Here is a 17,313-nt window from a genome sequence, read left to right on the forward strand (position 1 = left end):
CGGACCGACGGTCCGTATCGTCCACGGAAGAAGCGGACCGCTGGTCCGTATCGTACGGGACGGAGTACCCCATGCCCGCAATCACCTCACCGGCGGATCTGTACCGCCACAGCCTGCGCCTGCTCCTGGCCAAGGACATTCCCGGCTGGGTCGACCTGTGGGCCGACGACGGCGCGTTGGAGTTCCCCTTCGCTCCCCCGGGCTGGCCCGAACGACTGGAGGGCCGGGAAGCCATCGCCTCCTACATGCGCGGTTACCCCGACCACATCGACCTGCACGACTTCCCCGACGTGCGGATCCACGAGACCACCGACCCCGGGACCATCGTGGTCGAGATGCGCGGCGCGGGCCGCTTGGTCGCGACAGGAGGCCCCTTCGACATGACCTACATCGCCGTCGTGACCGTCCAGAACGGACGTTTCACCTCCTACCGCGATTACTGGAACCCCCTCGCCGTCCAGACGCCCGGGACGGACTTCGTGGGGAGCAGTTCCCGATGACCCCCACCGGAACCATCCTGGTCATCGGCGCCACCGGCACCACGGGCAGCCGGACCAGCGCGCAGCTGATCGCCGCCGGCCACCGCGTCAAGGCCGCCAGCCGCCGAGCCACCCCGCTCCCGGGAGCGGAACCGGTCCGCTTCGACTGGTACGACCCCGCCACCTTCGGCGACGCCCTCGACGGAGTCGACCGCGCCTACCTCGTCCCGCCCATCGGCGACCCGGACCCCGCCGCGGTCATGATGCCCTTCCTCCGGCGGGCCCGCGCCGCCGGCGTGCGACGCGCCGTTCTCCTCAGCTCCTCCGCCATCTCCGAGGGCGGCCCGGCGGTGGGCGCGGTGCACCAGGCCCTGCCCGGCGTGTTCGACCAGTGGGCGGTCCTGCGGCCTTCCTGGTTCATGCAGAACTTCACCGGCACGCACGCTCACGCCGACAGCATCCGCAATGACGGGGTCATCCGGACGGCGGCCGGGACCGGCCGGGTCGGATTCATCGACGCCGAGGACATCGCCGCCGTCGCCGTACAGGCCCTGACGAACGACCGGGCGCCCAACGCCGGCCTCGTCCTGACCGGGCCGGAGGCACTCAGCCACGACGACATCGCCACGATCGTCACCCAGGTCACCGGCCGCCCCGTGGTCCACCACCAGCTGGCCTTCGAGGACATGCGCGACCGTCTGGCCGCTGCGATACCGCCGGAGTTCGCCGCCATGCTGGCCGCCATGGACCGCGCCATCGCCGAGGGAGCCGAGGATCGCACCACCGACGCCGTCCAGCGCCTCACCGGCCGGCCGCCGAACCCGTTCCGGGCGGTCGCAGAACGGGAACTTCACACAGCGCACCGCGCGCCATAGGAGCCGTGAGGGTGCCAGATCGCACCCGGGGACGCGCCCGGCGCCCGAAGGGGCCCTCCGGGAGCCCCCACCGCCCCCACCGCCCCCACCGCCCCCTCCGCTCCCTCCGCCCCCTCCGCCCCCTCCGCCCCCTCCGTCGGAACGCGCAGGTCAGCGCCCCCGTCCCCGTCCCCGTCCGTTCACGGGCACCGGCGGGAGTTGTGGAGCAGTGATCGGCGGACCGGCCTCCTGCGTCAGCAAAAGGTCCGCATCGGCGCCCCAGGAGTCCCGCGCCACATGGCAGCGAGTCCCTGCCCCACGGCATGGGCACCCCGAGGAGCAGCCACCCTTCGCGCTCGAAGGTTTCCTCAACGACCGTGACGTTTCGGCCCCGCCAGCCACGCGCCGGCCCCGCGAGGACGAGCGCGCCCACCCGGGTGGCGCCCGGGCCCGAGAGCCCGCATGGGGCTGAGGACCCACCGCCCCGGCGCCGAGAGCGGCGGCGGGGCGGCCCGGGCCTGGGGCGCAGGCGCTCGGGAGGGGCTGCGCGATGGGTGCGCAAAGGTGACCCCGGGGGCCTTGACGGCACAGTTGTGAGCGTTAACACTCGTGTCACGCCAGGCCGGAACAGTCCGGTCGGGCAGTGCATCCCAGCGGCCGGCGCCAGCCCCGCCGCCCGGGAATCCGCCTGCGCCGCGTCAGGCCGGGCCCGCCCCCGCATCGCGCCAAGTCGGCGCATCACTGGAGGAAAAGTGCGAAGAATCTCGACAGGCGTGACGGTGGCAGCCCTCGGTCTGGCCTTGACGGCTTGCGGCCAGAGCGCGAACGGCGTCGGGGGCGGGTCGGACGAGGGGGACGCGAAGGGGGGCCTGGTCGGGATCGCCATGCCGACCAAGTCCTCCGAGCGCTGGATCAACGACGGCGCCAACATGGTCAAGCAGTTCCAGGCCAAGGGCTACAAGACGGATCTCCAGTTCGGCGACAACGTCGTCGAGAACCAGGTCGCCCAGGTCGAGAACATGATCACCAAGGGTGCCAAGCTTCTGGTGATCGCTCCGATCGACGGCTCCTCGCTCAGCGACGTGCTCCAGAAGGCCGCCGACGCGAAGATCCGGGTCATCTCCTACGACCGCCTGATCCGCGGCACCGGGAACGTCGACTACTACGCCACCTTCGACAACTACAAGGTCGGCGTCCTGCAGGCCACGTACATCGCCGACCGGCTCGGTCTCCAGGACGGCAAGGGCCCCTTCAACATCGAGCTCTTCGCCGGATCACCGGACGACAACAACGCCTCGTTCTTCTACCAGGGCGCCATGAGCGTCCTGCGGCCGAACATCGACGCCAAGAAGCTCGTGGTCAAGAGTGGCCAGACCGAATTCACCCAGGCAGCCACCCTGCGCTGGGACGGCGGCGTGGCCCAGTCCCGGATGGACAACCTGCTCAGCAAGGCCTACTCGTCCGCCAACGTCGACGCGGTGCTCTCGCCCTACGACGGCATCTCGATCGGCATCGTGTCGTCCCTCAAGGGAGTCGGCTACGGCGGCGCGGGCAAGCCGCTCCCCATCGTCACCGGCCAGGACGCCGAGCTCGCCTCCGTGAAGTCCATCATCGCCGGCGAACAGACCCAGACCGTGTACAAGGACACCCGCGAACTCGCCAAGGTGGCCGTGCAGATGGGCGACGCACTGCTCACCGGCCACCAGCCCGAGGTCAACGACACCAAGCAGTACGACAACGGGGTGAAGGTCGTGCCCTCCTATCTGCTGCAGCCGGTCAGCGTCGACAAGCAGAACTACCAGAAGCTGCTCGTCGACTCCGGGCAGTACACCGCTGACCAGCTGAAGTAGCCGCCACCGGGCCCACCCACCGGGGCCGAAGAGCCGGTGACGCGGCGCGCCCCGACCGGGCCGCCACATCACCCCAGTCGAACGGATTCACCACCATGGCCGGACCCGTCCTCGAGATGCGTTCGATCAGCAAGTCCTTCCCCGGCGTCAAGGCACTGTCGGACGTCAATCTGACCGTCGCCGCCGGCGAGGTCCATGCCATCTGCGGCGAGAACGGGGCGGGCAAGTCCACCCTGATGAAGGTGCTCAGCGGCGTGCACCCGCACGGTTCCTACGAAGGCGAGATCCGGTTCCAGGGCGAACCGTGCGCCTTCGGCGACATCCGGGCCAGCGAGCGCCGCGGCATTGTGATCATCCATCAGGAACTCGCGCTCATCCCCTACTTGTCCATCGCCGAGAACATCTTCCTCGGCAACGAGCACGCCTCGCGTGGCTTCATCAGCTGGCACCGGACGCTCACCCACGCCCAGGCCCTGCTCGAACGCGTAGGCCTGCCGGACAACCCACAGACCCGCGTCGCGGACATCGGCGTGGGCAAGCAGCAGCTCGTCGAGATCGCCAAGGCTCTTGCGAAGGAGGTCAAGCTGCTGATCCTGGACGAACCCACGGCCGCGCTCAACGACGAGGACAGCCGCAAACTGCTCGACCTCATCATCGAGCTCAAGGCCCAGGGCATCGCCTGCATCGTCATCTCGCACAAGCTGAACGAGATCGCGCGCGTCGCCGACGCCGTGACCATCCTGCGCGACGGCCGGACCATCGAGACCATCTCGGTCGAAGCCGAGGGGATATCCGAGGACCGCATCATCCGCGGGATGGTCGGCCGCGACCTGGAGCACCGCTATCCCGAGCGCACCCCGGACATCGGCGAGGTCGCGCTGACGGTCGAGGACTGGACCGTCCTGCACCCGATCGACGTGCACCGCAAGGTGGTCGACGGAGCGTCGATCACGGTCCGGCGCGGTGAGATCGTCGGTATGGCGGGCCTGATGGGCGCGGGCCGGACCGAGCTCGCGATGAGCGTCTTCGGCCGCTCTTACGGACGCCGCACCAGCGGCCGGGTCCTGCTCGACGGCAAGGAGATCCGTACGCGCACGGTCCCCGAGGCGATCGCCCACGGCCTCGCCTACGTGACCGAGGACCGCAAGCACCTCGGGCTCAACCTCTCGGAGGACATCCGCCGCAACATCTCGCTGAGCGCGCTCGGCAAGGTGTCCCGCCGGGGCTGGGTGAACCAGCACGAGGAGACCCGCGTCGCGGAGAGGTACCGCAGCACCATGAACATCAAGGCGCCCTCGGTGTTCGCGGAGACCGGCAAGCTGAGCGGCGGAAACCAACAGAAGGTCGTCCTCAGCAAGTGGATCTTCTCTGAGCCCGAGGTGCTCATCCTCGACGAGCCCACGCGGGGCATCGACATCGGTGCGAAGGCCGAGATCTACGCGGTGATCGCCGAGCTCGCGGCCCAGGGCAAGGCCGTCCTGGTGATCTCTTCGGAACTCCCGGAGCTGCTCGGCCTGTGCGACCGCATCTACACCATGGCCGAGGGGCGCATCACCGGCGAGACGACTCGAGCAGACGCGACCCAGGAATCCCTCATGCGCCTGATGACCGTGGGCGCCGCAACCCAGAACGAGCAGGTGTGACGCATGACCCAGATCCAGAGCCCCGCCATCGATGCCGCGGGTACCGCCCCTGGCGGTAACAAGGGCACCGGGGCGCCGGAGGGTCCGCGCGTCCTCCTCGTGCACCTCCTGCGCGGCAACATCCGGCAGTACGGCATGCTGGTCGCCCTGGCGCTGATCATCGTGCTGTTCCAGATCTGGACCGACGGCACACTGCTCAAACCGCTCAACGTCACCAACCTGATCCAGCAGAACGGCTACATCCTGATCCTGGCCATCGGGATGATGATCGTCATCATCGCCGGCCACATCGACCTGTCGGTGGGGTCCCTGGCGGCCTTCGTCGGAGCCGCGGCCGCGGTGATGATGGTGCACCATGACATCCCCTGGACAGTGGCCGCCGCCGCCGCGCTCCTCATCGGAGCCGCGGCCGGAGCATGGCAGGGCTTCTGGATCGCCTACGTGGGCATCCCGTCGTTCATCGTGACCCTCGCGGGGATGCTGCTCTTCCGGGGCGGGACGCAGATCCTGCTCCAGGGCCAGTCGGTGGCCCCCTTCCCCCAGGGGTTCCGTCAGATCAGCAGCGGCTTCCTTCCGGAGGCCGGCCCGCACACGAACTACCACAACCTCACCCTGCTGCTCGGCTTCGGCGTGCTCGCGCTGGCCGTCGTACAGGAGCTGCGAGGCCGCCGCCAGGCCGCCTCCTACGGACTGCGGCTGCTGCCCGTAGGCTTGTTCCTCGTCAAGCTGGCGGCGATCACCACCGCGGTGGCGGTCTTCACCCTGCTGCTCGCGAGCTACCACGGCTTCCCGATCGTGCTGCTCATCCTCGGCGTGCTCCTGGTCGCCTTCGGCTACGTGATGCGCAACTCCGTCCTGGGCCGTCACACGTACGCCATCGGCGGCAACGAGCCCGCCGCCAGGCTGTCCGGCGTCAAGAGCAAGCGGATCGTCTTCCTCGCCTTCGTCAACATGGGCGTCCTGGCAGCACTGGCCGGGTTGGTCTTCGCGGCCCGCCTCAACGCGGGTACGCCGCAGGCGGGCATCAACTTCGAGCTGGAGGCGATCGCGGCGGCTTTCATCGGCGGCGCCTCGGCGTCCGGAGGTGTCGGCACGGTACTCGGCGCGATCATCGGCGGTCTCGTGCTGGGCGTATTGAACAACGGCATGTCACTCGTGGGCATCGGCACCGACTACCAGCAGGTCATCAAGGGGCTCGTGCTGTTGGCGGCGGTCGGTTTCGACGTGTGGAACAAGCGCAAGGCCGGCTCCTGAGGGTCGCCGCTCGACGACGGTTCGCCCCGGCCCCCGGCCGGGGCGAACGGTTTCCCCTCCTGTGTCAGGGCACGGGAGGGGCCGCCTCCGCCGTCCGCCACCGGCGCGCGCACGCCGCGCGCGAGGTGTTCAATTGAGATGAGGGGCGCCCTCGATCCTGCCGGAGTGAGGCACGAGTGAGCGACAACGGCCCGGGAGAACCCGTCGCAGCAGCGGACTTCCCCACGGCTGTTCTGGTACTCGACGCCGCCGGCAAGGTCTTGACGGGCACACGTGCGGCGGCCACGCTCCTGGGCGTTCCCGAGGCCATCGGTGGCCCCGGCGCCGAGCAGCTGGATGCGGAACTGTTCTTCGAGGATCCCGGCCTGTGGGCCCGCCTGGTCGCCGGAGCCGTCGGAGGTGCCAGGCGCGGCGCCCGGGCCCGGCTGCTGCTGCCGGACGGCGGACCGCTGGAGGCCGACGTCGACATCATCACCCTGATGGAGGGCTCGTCGGCGCGGTTCCTGCTGCGCCTGCGCCCTGCCGACCCGGACGACCCCGTGCCGGTCACCGTCGCAGGTGACGTACGTCGGGCACCACCCCCGCCGCCGGCGGACCAGCGCGCCGCCGAGCGGCTGGCGCTGCTCAACGCGGCCGCCGCGGACATCGGCAGCTCCCTCGACATGGTGCGCGACGCCGAGCAGGTGGCCGGGGTGCTCGTCCCCGCGTTCGCCGACCTCGCGGCCGTCGACGTCACCGAACCCGTGCTGCTCGGCGAGGAGCCGGGAGAGCTGGTCACCAGAGCGCCGATGCGGCGCGTCGCCGTGCGGGCCGCCGACGGGCGGTGGCCGCCCGAGAGCCCCTCCGTGGGCGACACCATCCGTCTCGGGAACATCGAGAGCATCCACCTGCGCGGGAGCTCGGCGGTCTTCCTTCCCGACCTGACCGAGCTCCGCGCGGTGCTCTCGGGCGAGGAGGAACGCACACGGCTGATCCTTCCGCCTCGGGCCGCCTCCCTCATGCTGATCCCGTTGCAGGCGCGCGGCGCAGTCCTCGGCGCCCTGGTCCTGTGGCGCACCGCGGAGCGCCGCCCGTTCGACCAAGAGGACGCGGTCCTCGCCGAGGGGATCGGCTCCCGGGCCTCGCTCAGCATGGACAACGCGCGCCGCTACACCCGTGAGCGCCGTACCGCGGAAACCCTGCAGCGCAGCCTCCTGCCCAGGCCCGTCATGGACGTCACCGGCGCAGAGACCTCCGGGGTCTACGTGCCCGCCGCCACCACCCCGGCCATCGGGGGCAGCTGGTTCGACGTCATCCAACTCCCCTCGACGCGACTTGCGTTCGTCATGGGCACGGTGGCCGGGCACGGCCTCAACGCCACGGCCGCGATGGGGCGTCTGCGGTCGGCCGTGCAGACCCTGGCCGATCTCGACCTCAGTCCGGACGAACTACTGGCCCACCTCGACGACCTCGTGGTGCGCTTCATCGAGGACGACGACCGCCAGGAACCGGACGCGGACGCGCCGAGCGCGCTGACCGGCGCCACCTGTCTCTACGCCACCTACGACCCGGTGTCCCGTACGTGCGTGCTGGCCGGTGCCGGCCACCCGCCGCCCGTGCTGGCCACCAGGGGACGGACCGGGAGCGGCACGGTGACGTACCGCCCGGGTCCGGTCCTGGGCACCGGCGGGCAGCCGTTCGAACCGGTGGAACTGTGCGTGGGGCCCGGCGATGTACTGGCCTTCTACGGCGGAGCCCTCATCAAGGGCACCGACCGCTCGGAGCGGCAGCTGGAGGCGGTCCGGGCGGGTGTGCGGGACGGCGCCGACAGCGGGCGGCCGGTCACCGAGATCGGGCACGGCATCCTGGGCGCCCTGTTGCACGAGCCGCCGGACGACGACTTGGCGCTGCTCGTGGTGCGGGTCAGGGAGGTGTCCGCCGATGCCACCGCCGTGTGGGAGCTGCCCGCCGACCCCTCTCTCGTCGGGCGGGCCCGCGAGCTCGTCTCGGACCAGCTGACCGCTTGGGGACTGGAGGATCTGGTCTTCACCACGGAGCTGATCGTCAGCGAGCTGGTCACGAACTCCATCCGGTACGCGGGCGGTCCGGTCGGCCTGCGGCTGATCAAGGACCGGGTGCTGATCTGCGAGGTCTCCGACCCGAGTCAGACCCAGCCGCATCTGCGCCGGGCGCAGCTCACCGACGAGGGCGGGCGCGGCCTGTTCCTCGTCGCGCAGCTCACCCACCGCTGGGGCAGCCGGTACACGGCGGCCGGCAAGATCATCTGGACGGAACAGCCCCTGGACGGCGGCGGTTGAGGTGCCGCGCCCACCGCCCGGTCGGTGGTGGGCGCGGGCTCGGCGCGGCCATTCCGGGCGGAAGGTGGCGTCGGCCTTGGCCAACGTGGCGGCCGCCTGCTCCACGTAGAGCAGGAGGTCGCGGCGCCGTAGGAAGCGGCCGGGCGCGCCGTACGACTTGTAGGAGACCCCCCGCCGCGTCGGCGAGTCCGGTGCGCTGGTGGAAGGTGGCGCTGCCCGCGCGCCCGGGCACGGTGCGGAACTGCGAGTCGGCCAGGTTCCTGACGTCCGCGCCCGGCCTGCCGCGGAACTGCCAGTGGCGCACGTGGTGGTCGGGGTAGTTGACGGAGGCGAGGCCGTGCGGAGCGGCGCCGTCGGCGACCGGGATGCCGAAGTCGGGTGTGCCGTCCGGGCGCCAGGTGAACTTCTGGGCCCGCGTGGTGCGCCTGTCGTCGCAGCCGCCGGCGGTGCTGTCGTTGGCATGGTGGACGAGCCGGTTCTCCCTGCCGTCCGGGGAGGTGAAGAACCCGTTGCGGCCCGGCCCGTACACCCCCGCCGCGTCGCTGCGCTGGAACACCGGGGCGGGCGGGTGCCTTGGTCCACGACGCGGCGCTGAGGGGGTCGGCGCCGGTGCGCTCCAGCCGGCCCGGCTTGTAGTCCGGCGTGTTGCAGCTGGAGGCGGAGTGGGTGAGGAACGTCCGGCCGCCATGGTACAGCGGCTCGGGGCCCTCGTTGACCGATCCTCCTTGCCTCTCCCAGCTCGGCGCGGGACTGGAGATGACCCTGAACGGACCGCTGAGCGTGTAGGGGCTGCTGAGCGGAGCGGGGTCGCAGGCGTCAGAAACCCTGCGCCAGCCGGTGGTAGGCCTGGTTCCAGCGCATCTCCTGCGTGAACCGGCGGATGCCGGTGTCCCCGTCGATGACCAGCAGCTCGGTGCCGAGCATGTCGGCGAGGTCACCCAGTTCCTCGGTGCCCACGGCGCTCGACAGCACGGTGTGGTGCGGGGCCCCGGCGATCAGCCAGGCTTCGGTCGAGGTCCGCAGGTCCGGTCGGGGCTGCCACACGGCTCGCGCCACCGGCAGGTTCGGCAGGGGCTCGGCGGGCTCGACCACGTCGATCTCGTTGGCGACCAGGCGGAAGCGGTCGCCCATGTCGGCGAGCCCGACGACCACGGCCGGACCGGTGTGCGCGTCGAAGACCAGGCGGACGGGATCCTCCCGGCCGCCGATCCCCAGCGGGTGGATCTCGCAGGAGGGAACCGCGGCCGCGATCGTCGGGCAGACCTCCAGCATGTGCGCGCCGAGGATCAGTTCCCTGCCGGGTTCCAGGTGGTAGGTGTAGTCCTCCATGAAGGACACCCCGCCCGGCAGCCCTTCGGACATCACCTTGAGCGTGCGCAGCAGGACCGAGGTCTTCCAGTCGCCCTCGCCGCCGAAGCCGTACCCGTCGGCCATCAGCCGCTGCACGGCCAGCCCCGGCAGTTGCCGCAGTCCCCCGAGGTCCTCGAAGTTGGTGGTGAAGGCCCGGAAGCCGCCCGCGGTGAGGAACGCGCGCAGGCCGAGCTCGATGCGCGCGGCGTAGCGAAGCGAGGCGTGGCGGTCGCCGGCGGCCCGCAGCTCGGGCGCCACCCGGTAGGTGTCCTCGTACTCCTTGACGAGCTCGGTGACATCGGCCTCCGCGGCAGCGTCGACGGCCTCGACGAGGTCGTTGACCCCGTAGGTGTTGACGGAGACGCCGAAGCGCAGTTGCGCCTCCACCTTGTCGCCTTCGGTGACGGCGACGTCCCGCATGTTGTCGCCGAAGCGGGCCAGCCTGAGGCCGCGCAGTTCGGCCCGCCCCGCGGCCGCCCGGGCCCACGAGGCGATGCGGGCGGCCACGGACGGGTCGCTGACGTGACCCGCGACCGTCTTGCGGGTGACGCCTATGCGGGACTGGATGTAGCCGAACTCCCGGTCGCCGTGCGCCGCTTGGTTGAGGTTCATGAAGTCCATGTCTATGGACGACCAGGGCAGGGCCACGTTGGCCTGGGTGTGGAGGTGGAGCAGGGGCTTGCGCAGCGCGTCGAGGCCGGCGATCCACATCTTGGCCGGGGAGAACGTGTGCATCCAGGCGATCAGCCCGACGCAGGCGTCGTCGGAGTTCGCCTCCAGGCAGATGCGGCGGATCGCCTCGGCGTCGGTGAGGACGGGCTTCCAGACGATCCGGACGGGGACACCGGGGTCGCCCTGGAGGGTCTCGGCGATCTGCCGGGACTGCCGCGCCACCTGGCGCAGGGTCTCGTCTCCGTAGAGGGATTGGCTGCCGGTCAGGAACCACACTTCGCGTTCTTCGAGTGATGCCACGGAAAAGCTCCTCATCGGCCGGCCTTCTGGCCGTACACGTTCTGGTAGCGGTGGTTCAGTGCGTCGATGTCGCTCTGCGCAAGGGGCAGCGGCTCCCCGAGCTGGCGTGCGATGTGGACCGTGCGGGCGACGTCCTCGCACATCACGGCGGCCTTGACCGCCGCCTTGGCGTCCTTGCCGACGGTGAAGACGCCGTGGCTCTTCATCAGGACGGCGGGCGACCGGTGTCCGTCCAGCGTGTCGACGATGCCCCGGCCGATGGAGTCGTCCCCGATCAGTGCGAAGGGTCCGACCGGGATCTCGGCTCCGAACTCGTCGGCCATGGCGGTCAGTACGCAGGGGACGGCCTCGCCGCGCGCCGCCCAGGCGCAGGCGTAGGTGGAATGGGTGTGCACCACCCCCGCGACCTGCGGCATGTGCCGGTAGACGTAGGCGTGTGCGGCGGTGTCGGAGGAGGGGGCGTAGGCGCCCTCGACGACTTTCCCGTCCAGGTCGCAGACGATCATGGACTCAGGGGCCAGGTCCTCGTAGGGGACGCCGCTGGGTTTGATCACCATCAGGTCCTCGCCCGGTACGCGGGCGGATACGTTCCCGGCCGTCCAGACGACGAGGCCGTAGCGGACCAGCTCCTGGTGCAGGTCGCTGACCTCGCGGCGCAGCTGCTCGATCGGTGACGTCATGAGCGGTTCAGGGCCTCTCGGTCGGGGAGGACGGGGCGGGCGGGGTCGGGGCGGGCGGGGTGGCCAGGGCGGCGTTGCGCAGGGCGCGCAGCCGGTGAAGCTGCTTGTCGGGGCCGGTGCCGAAGTGGTCGTGCAGGGCGCGGTATTCCGCGTACAGCGCGTCGTAGGCATCGGCCCGGGCGGGGTCCGGCAGGTAGGCGGCCCGCTGGACACGGCCCATGGCCGCCGCGGCGGCGCGTACGTCAGGGTGCGCGCCGGCGGCGACGGCCGCGTGGATGGCGGCGCCGAGGGCCGGGCCCTGGGCGGAGGCCGCGAGGGACACCGGCCGGCGGAGCACGTCGGCGTAGATCTGCATCAGCAGGGCGTTCTTCTTCAGGCCGCCGGTGACGATGAACTCGTGCACCGGCACCCCGCCCTGCTCCAGGTCGTCGACGATGGTGCGGGTTCCGAAGGCGGTGGCCTCCAGCAGAGCGCGGTAGATCTCCTCGGGCCGCGTCGCAAGGGTGAGGCCGACGATGACACCGGAGAGGTGGTGGTCGACCAGGGTGGAACGGTTGCCGTTCATCCAGTCGAGGGCGACCAGGCCGTGGCCGCCGACCGGCTGGTCGGCGCACTTGCGGGTCAGCAACTGGTGCAGGTCCTCACCCCGGGCCTCGGCCTCGGCCTGGTAGCCGGCCGGGACGCCCTGGGTGAGCCACCAGGCGAAGATGTCGCCGACCGCGCTCTGTCCCGCCTCGTAGCCGTACGCCCCGTCGACGATCCCGCCGTCCACGACGCCGCAGATCCCGGGCACGTCGGCGAGCGCGGCACCGTTCACCACGTGGCAGGTGGAGGTCCCCATGACCGCGAGCAGCCGGCCGTTCTCGACGGCTTGGGCCGCGGCGGCCGCGACGTGGGCATCGACGTTGCCGACGGCGACCGCGATGCCCTCGGGCAGGCCCGTCCACTCGGCGGCCTCGGCGGTGAGCGAGCCGGCCCGGGATCCCAGCGGGGAGAGGGGATGCTCCAGGCGGGTGCGGGCGAAGTCCCCGAAGTCCGGGTGCAGGGCGGCGAGGTAGTCCTCGCTCGGGTACCTGCCGTCCTGGTGGATGCCCTTGTAGCCGGCGGTGCACGTGTTGCGCGTCTCGGTGCCGGTGAGCTGCCAGACGATCCAGTCGGCCGCTTCGATCCAGCGCTCGGTCGCCGCGTACGTCTCCGGGTCCTCCTCCAGTACCTGCAGCGCCTTGGCGAACTGCCATTCGGCGGAGATCCTGCCGCCGTAGCGGGCGATCCACTTCTCGGCGCGCAGGTGGGCGAGGTCGTTGATCCGGTCGGCCTGGCCCTGGGCGGCGTGGTGCTTCCAGAGTTTGGGCCAGGCGTGGGGGCGGTGGCCCAGCCCGGTCTCGGAGAGCGGCCTCCCGTCGCGCCGTACGGGCAGGACCGTGCAGGCGGTGAAGTCGGTCGCGACCCCGATGACGAGCCCGGGGTCCACGCCCGCGGAGGCGACGGCGTCCGGGACGGCGGTGCGCAACACCTCGCGCCAGTCGTCCGGATGCTGGAGTGCCCAGTCGGGCGGCAAGCTGGCCCCGCTGCCGGGCAGTTGGCGGTCGATGACGCCGTGGCGGTACTCATGGACGGCGGCAGCGACCTCCTCGCCGTCGTGCACCCGAACCACCACGGCACGGCCGGACAGCGAACCGAAGTCGACGCCGACGACGTAGCGCACGGCGTCCCGGTCGGCTGGGGAGCGAGACGAGGTCACATTCACATCCTTTGTACGGAGCCCAGCGCCCCGGGCTGGACTCCGGGTGACGGCTGCGGCGGACACGGCCACCTTGAGTCAGATTGTTAACGCTCACAATCGGCCGTACAAGAGCTCGTGTCTACAGCGTTACCCAATCTTGACTCGGCGACCTCAGTGCCTCCGGATCACCCAGGGGCCCCTTGACCAGGGCCGATGCCCGAGGGGCCCGGTCTGGATCCTTGCCCGACCCCGACCCCGACCCCGACCCCGACCCCCTAGCGCGGCGCGCGGCCCGAGCTGCGCCGCAGCACGATTTCCGTGGGCACCAGGACGTGCCTGCCCGGGGCCTCCGGCGACCCGCCGCGCCCCCTGCCGGCCGCACCGCTCGTACGGCCGCTCCGGGTCACCTCGTCGACCAGCAACTCCAGTGCACGCCTGCCGAGTTCGCCGAAGTCTTGACGGACCGTCGTCAACGGCGGAGCGAAGTACGCGGCTTCGGATATGTCGTCGAAACCGACCACACTGATGTCCCCCGGGATGTCCCGGCCCGCTTCGTGCAGCGCGCGCAGCAGTCCCAGCGCCATATGGTCGTTCGCGCAGAACACCGCGGTGACGGCGAGGTCCGCGGCCAACCGGAGGCCCGCCTGGTAACCGGCGCGGGCACTCCAGTCCCCGGGGTGGGCCTCGGGCACCGGGGCTCCCGCCGCTTCGAGGGCGTTGCGCCACCCGGCCTGTCGAGTCGCGGTCTCCAGCCAGCCCGGCGGGCCGGCGATGTGGTGGACCGTGGCGTGCCCGAGGTCCAGCAGGTGCCGTGTGGCGGCGCGGGCACCCGCCTCGTTGTCGACCGAGACCGCGGGTACGGGCGAACCCCTGCCGGCCCCTACAGCGACGACGGGCACCGCCGTGGACAACTGGGCGACCGCGCTCACCGCCGGAGTCTGCGGCGCGATCACCACGATGCCTTCCACGCCCTGGTCCCGAAGCCGGTCCACAGCCTCCTGCACCGCGCGCGTGTCCAGGGACCGGATGCTCGCCACGCTGACGAAGTAGCCCGCGCTGCGCGCAGCCTGCTCGATGCCGTCCAGCATGGAGGCCGGTCCGTACAGCGCACTGCCGAAACTGACCACGCCGAGCGTCTGGGACCGGCGGGTAACCAGGGCTCGGGCCGCCACGTTGGGGCGGTAGTCCAGCTCGCGAATGGCCGCGAGCACCCGCTCCCGCGTGCCGGGGCGGACGTGGGGCGCGCCGTTGAGGACCCGCGACACCGTCTGGTGGGACACGCCGGCGACGCGCGCGACATCGGCCATCACAGGTTGGCGTGGCTCGGATTCTTCCGTACTTCCCGTTCCCACTGAGAGCCCTCTCGTCGACGAAGCCCGCGGCGGCTGACTCGGGCCCTGTTACGCGCACCGGTATCGCGGTGGTGTCTGCACGAGGACGCCACGAGGGTGAGTGTAATTGTTCACGATCACAGAGCTCGGCCCGGAGCAGCGATCGGCGGACCGTCGTGGCCCTTCACCGCGTCAGCCGCTCGCGCGGTGCCAGGGGATCTCGGCCCACACCTGCTTGCCGCCGCTGAGCGGCACCGAGCCCCAGGCCATCGTCGTCGCCTCGACGATGAGCAGCCCGCGACCGCCGGTCGACTCCCAGCTCACCGACACCGGTTTGACGGGGCTGCGCGGCGACGCGTCGTTCACGGCGATCCGCAGCCGGTCCGTCGACAGGGTCAGGTCCATCCCCACCTCGCCCTGGGTGTGCGCGATGGCGTTGGTGACCAGCTCGGACACGACCAGCAGAGCTGCGTCGAGTTCCTCCACCACGCCCCAGGACCGCAGGGTGCGCGTGGTGAAGCGGCGCGCGTGCATGACCGCCCTGGGCAGCCGCCACACCGTCCAGTGCCTCCGCATCGGCCGGTCCCCCGTGCCGTCGTAGCGAAGCAGCAGCAACGCCACGTCGTCGTCGCGACGGCCCACACCGACGACCAACTCGTCGGCCACCTCTCCGACCTGGACCGGGTCAGCCGCGGCGAGCGCATCGCACACCCGCCGCATGCCTTCCTCCAGAGGCAGCCTGGCGGACTCGACCAGGCCGTCCGTCAGCAGAACGAGCAGGGTGCCGGGGACGAGCCCCGCCTCGGTCATGGGGAATTCGGCTTCCGCGAGCACGCCGAGCGGGGGCCCGCCCTCGACCGCCAACTCCTCGGTGACGCCGTCGGGATGGCGCAGGACCGGCGGCAGATGGCCGGCCCGTACGACCCTGGCGATGCCCTCCTCCATGTCCAGGTCCACATACGCACAGGTGGCGAACAGATCGGTCTCCATGCCGACGAGCAGACGGTTGGCCCGCGCGACCACCACATCGGGCGGGTGGCCCTCCACCGCGTAGGCCCTGACCGCCGTACGCATCTGGCCCATGATGGTGGCGGCTCCCGCGCTGTGCCCCTGCACATCCCCGATGACGAACGCCACATGACCGTCACTGAGCGGAATGACGTCGTACCAGTCGCCGCCGACCTCGAGTCCCGCCGTCGCGGGCAGGTAGCGGGCGACGGCGACCCCGCCCGGCAGCTCCGGGAGCTTACGGGGCAGCAGGCTGCGCTGGAGCATGGTGGCGAGTTCGTGGCCCGCGTCCAGTGCGTGGGCGCGCACCAGAGCCTGCCCCACCAGCCCCGCGGTCGCGGTCAGCAGCGACCGCTCCTCCGGTCCGAACCGGTGCTCCGCGTCCCACCCCACCAGACACACCCCGACCATCCTGCCTTCGGCGGGCAGCGGCACCACCGCGAGACCACCGGTCCCGACGCCCAGAAGACCGGGCTCGAGGGCCGCGCCCGGCGGCCACAGACTCATGTGCCCCCCACGCAGCGCGCTCTGCAGGGTGGGCAGGTCGCTGAGCGACACGTCGGGCCACTCGGACCGCCACTCCGAGCGCCAGACCTCGGGCCACGCATCGAGCTCCGGAGGGTCGAGGGCGGTGACTATGAGCCGCTCGGGCTCCAGTTCGCCGACCGCGACCCGGGAGGCGCCGAGCGGCTCGCGCAGGGCGGCGACCACCAGCCGGCTGACCTCTCGGACGGTCGCCGCTCCCGCCAGCGTGGCCGACAGCCGCTGCACGAGGGAGACCTCGTCGGCGCTGGGGCGCAGATAGGTGGCATCGGCCACCACACCCAGGACGCGCTGTGGTGTGCCATCGGAGTCCACCTCCACACGGCAACGCAGCCCCAGCCAGCGCAGCTCGCCGTTCGGGCGGCGGATACGGAACGCCAGCTGCTGTCCGCCGGCGGCCAGCCGGTCCGGTTCGACGATCGCCATCAGTGCGGGCATGTCGTCGGGGACGGCGCAGGCGAGCAGGGTCTCCACCTGCCCGTCGAACTGCTCGGGAGGCAGACCGAGCAGTTCCAGTACGTGCGCGTGGGCCTCCATGCGGCCGGTGCCCAGTTCCAGGATGAACGCGCCGCCTTGGTCAGGCACCAGGGACTGACCCAGATGTGCCTGCGGGGCTTTGCGCCCGGCGAAGCGAGCGGCGACCGATTCGAGTCCGGCGGCCACCTGATCGGCGTAAAGCTCCAGAAGGCTGCGGTCGTCGGCGCTGAAGCCGTCCCCGACCTCACCGGCGACGATCAGGCACCCGAGCTCCTGGTCGCCGTGCCCCAGGGGCAGCGCGCCCAGCGAGATCCTGGCCGGCGAGTTGGGGTCACCGTCCCGGACCCGGGTGGGGAAGTGGTGGGGGTCCTCCTCGATGAACGTGGCGAGTTCCTTGGGAGTCAGCCACAGCGGGCGGCCGGAGCGGAAGGCATTCGCGGCGGGCGAGTGGCCGGCCACGGCGAGGATCGCGGGCAGTCCGTAGAGGACGCCGCGGTTTCCGGTCAGCTCGGCCAGATGGAGCTCCCTGTCCTGGTCGGCGACCACGTAGACAGCGGCGAGCTCAGCCCCGCAGAACGCAAAGCGATGTCTGGTCACTGTCCGTATCGCCTCCTCCTGAGGACATCCCGCCGACCGCCCTCTCTCCATGCTTTCGCGCCCGGGACCGTTCGGGCGAGTCGGAACGCGGGCCGAAGGGGCCGGCGCCGCCTACCCGGCGTGGACCGTGCCGCGAGGGGACGGGTACGGCCACGTCCGGCGTCCGGCGTCCGGCGTCCGGCGTCCGGCGTCCGGCGTCCGGCGTCCGGCGTCCGGCGTCCGGCGTCCGGCGTCCGGCGTCCGGCGTCCGGCGTC

General features: G+C 71.3%; 11 protein-coding genes and 1 pseudogene. 6 read left to right on the forward strand and 6 right to left on the reverse strand.

Features of this window, described 5'->3' with window-relative positions:
- Positions 1 to 71 precede the first annotated feature (71 nt).
- From ACFWB8_RS20305 to ACFWB8_RS20330, 6 genes are all read left to right on the forward strand, one after another.
- Complete coding sequence (locus ACFWB8_RS20305) at positions 72 to 500, forward strand: nuclear transport factor 2 family protein (protein ID WP_385228571.1); 429 nt, start codon at positions 72 to 74, stop codon at positions 498 to 500.
- Positions 497 to 1,354: an NAD(P)H-binding protein gene (locus ACFWB8_RS20310; protein ID WP_385228574.1), complete on the forward strand. Its 858-nt coding sequence runs from the start codon at positions 497 to 499 to the stop codon at positions 1,352 to 1,354. Before ACFWB8_RS20305 ends, ACFWB8_RS20310 begins: the two co-directional genes overlap by 4 nt.
- Positions 1,355 to 2,106: 752 nt before the next feature.
- Positions 2,107 to 3,183, forward strand: a complete 1,077-nt coding sequence (gene chvE / locus ACFWB8_RS20315) for a multiple monosaccharide ABC transporter substrate-binding protein (protein WP_385228577.1) — start codon at positions 2,107 to 2,109, stop codon at positions 3,181 to 3,183.
- Positions 3,184 to 3,278: 95 nt separating this feature from the next.
- Entirely contained in the window at positions 3,279 to 4,826 is a 1,548-nt protein-coding gene (gene mmsA, locus ACFWB8_RS20320) for a multiple monosaccharide ABC transporter ATP-binding protein (RefSeq protein ID WP_385228580.1), read from the forward strand.
- Positions 4,827 to 4,829: 3 nt separating this feature from the next.
- Positions 4,830 to 6,080, forward strand: coding sequence for a multiple monosaccharide ABC transporter permease (gene mmsB / locus ACFWB8_RS20325; RefSeq protein WP_385228583.1), 1,251 nt, complete (start codon positions 4,830 to 4,832; stop codon positions 6,078 to 6,080).
- Between the two features lie 176 nt (positions 6,081 to 6,256).
- A complete protein-coding gene (locus ACFWB8_RS20330; protein WP_385228586.1) occupies positions 6,257 to 8,377 on the forward strand; it encodes a SpoIIE family protein phosphatase in 2,121 nt (706 codons plus the stop codon).
- Positions 8,378 to 8,711: 334 nt separating this feature from the next.
- Here the strand turns inward: ACFWB8_RS20330 and ACFWB8_RS20335 are convergent.
- From ACFWB8_RS20335 to ACFWB8_RS20360, 6 genes and pseudogenes are all read right to left on the reverse strand, one after another.
- Positions 8,712 to 9,180, reverse strand: a pseudogene (locus ACFWB8_RS20335) (family 43 glycosylhydrolase); the annotation flags it as partial.
- Positions 9,181 to 9,193: 13 nt separating this feature from the next.
- Positions 9,194 to 10,699, reverse strand: a complete 1,506-nt coding sequence (araA, locus tag ACFWB8_RS20340) for an L-arabinose isomerase (protein WP_385228589.1) — start codon at positions 10,697 to 10,699, stop codon at positions 9,194 to 9,196.
- 11 nt (positions 10,700 to 10,710) lie between these two features.
- Positions 10,711 to 11,379, reverse strand: coding sequence for an L-ribulose-5-phosphate 4-epimerase (locus ACFWB8_RS20345; protein WP_385228592.1), 669 nt, complete (start codon positions 11,377 to 11,379; stop codon positions 10,711 to 10,713).
- Positions 11,380 to 11,386: 7 nt separating this feature from the next.
- Positions 11,387 to 13,120, reverse strand: coding sequence for a ribulokinase (locus tag ACFWB8_RS20350; RefSeq protein WP_385228595.1), 1,734 nt, complete (start codon positions 13,118 to 13,120; stop codon positions 11,387 to 11,389).
- A 257-nt stretch (positions 13,121 to 13,377) separates the two neighbouring features.
- Entirely contained in the window at positions 13,378 to 14,409 is a 1,032-nt protein-coding gene (locus tag ACFWB8_RS20355) for a LacI family DNA-binding transcriptional regulator (RefSeq protein ID WP_385228598.1), read from the reverse strand.
- Positions 14,410 to 14,625: 216 nt separating this feature from the next.
- Positions 14,626 to 17,109 (reverse strand): SpoIIE family protein phosphatase, encoded by a 2,484-nt coding sequence (locus tag ACFWB8_RS20360; protein WP_385228601.1) that lies wholly within the window; start codon positions 17,107 to 17,109, stop codon positions 14,626 to 14,628.
- Positions 17,110 to 17,313 lie beyond the last annotated feature (204 nt).

Origin of the sequence: Streptomyces sp. NPDC060031 (assembly GCF_042736805.1) — a bacterium.
Classification (GTDB): domain Bacteria; phylum Actinomycetota; class Actinomycetes; order Streptomycetales; family Streptomycetaceae; genus Streptomyces.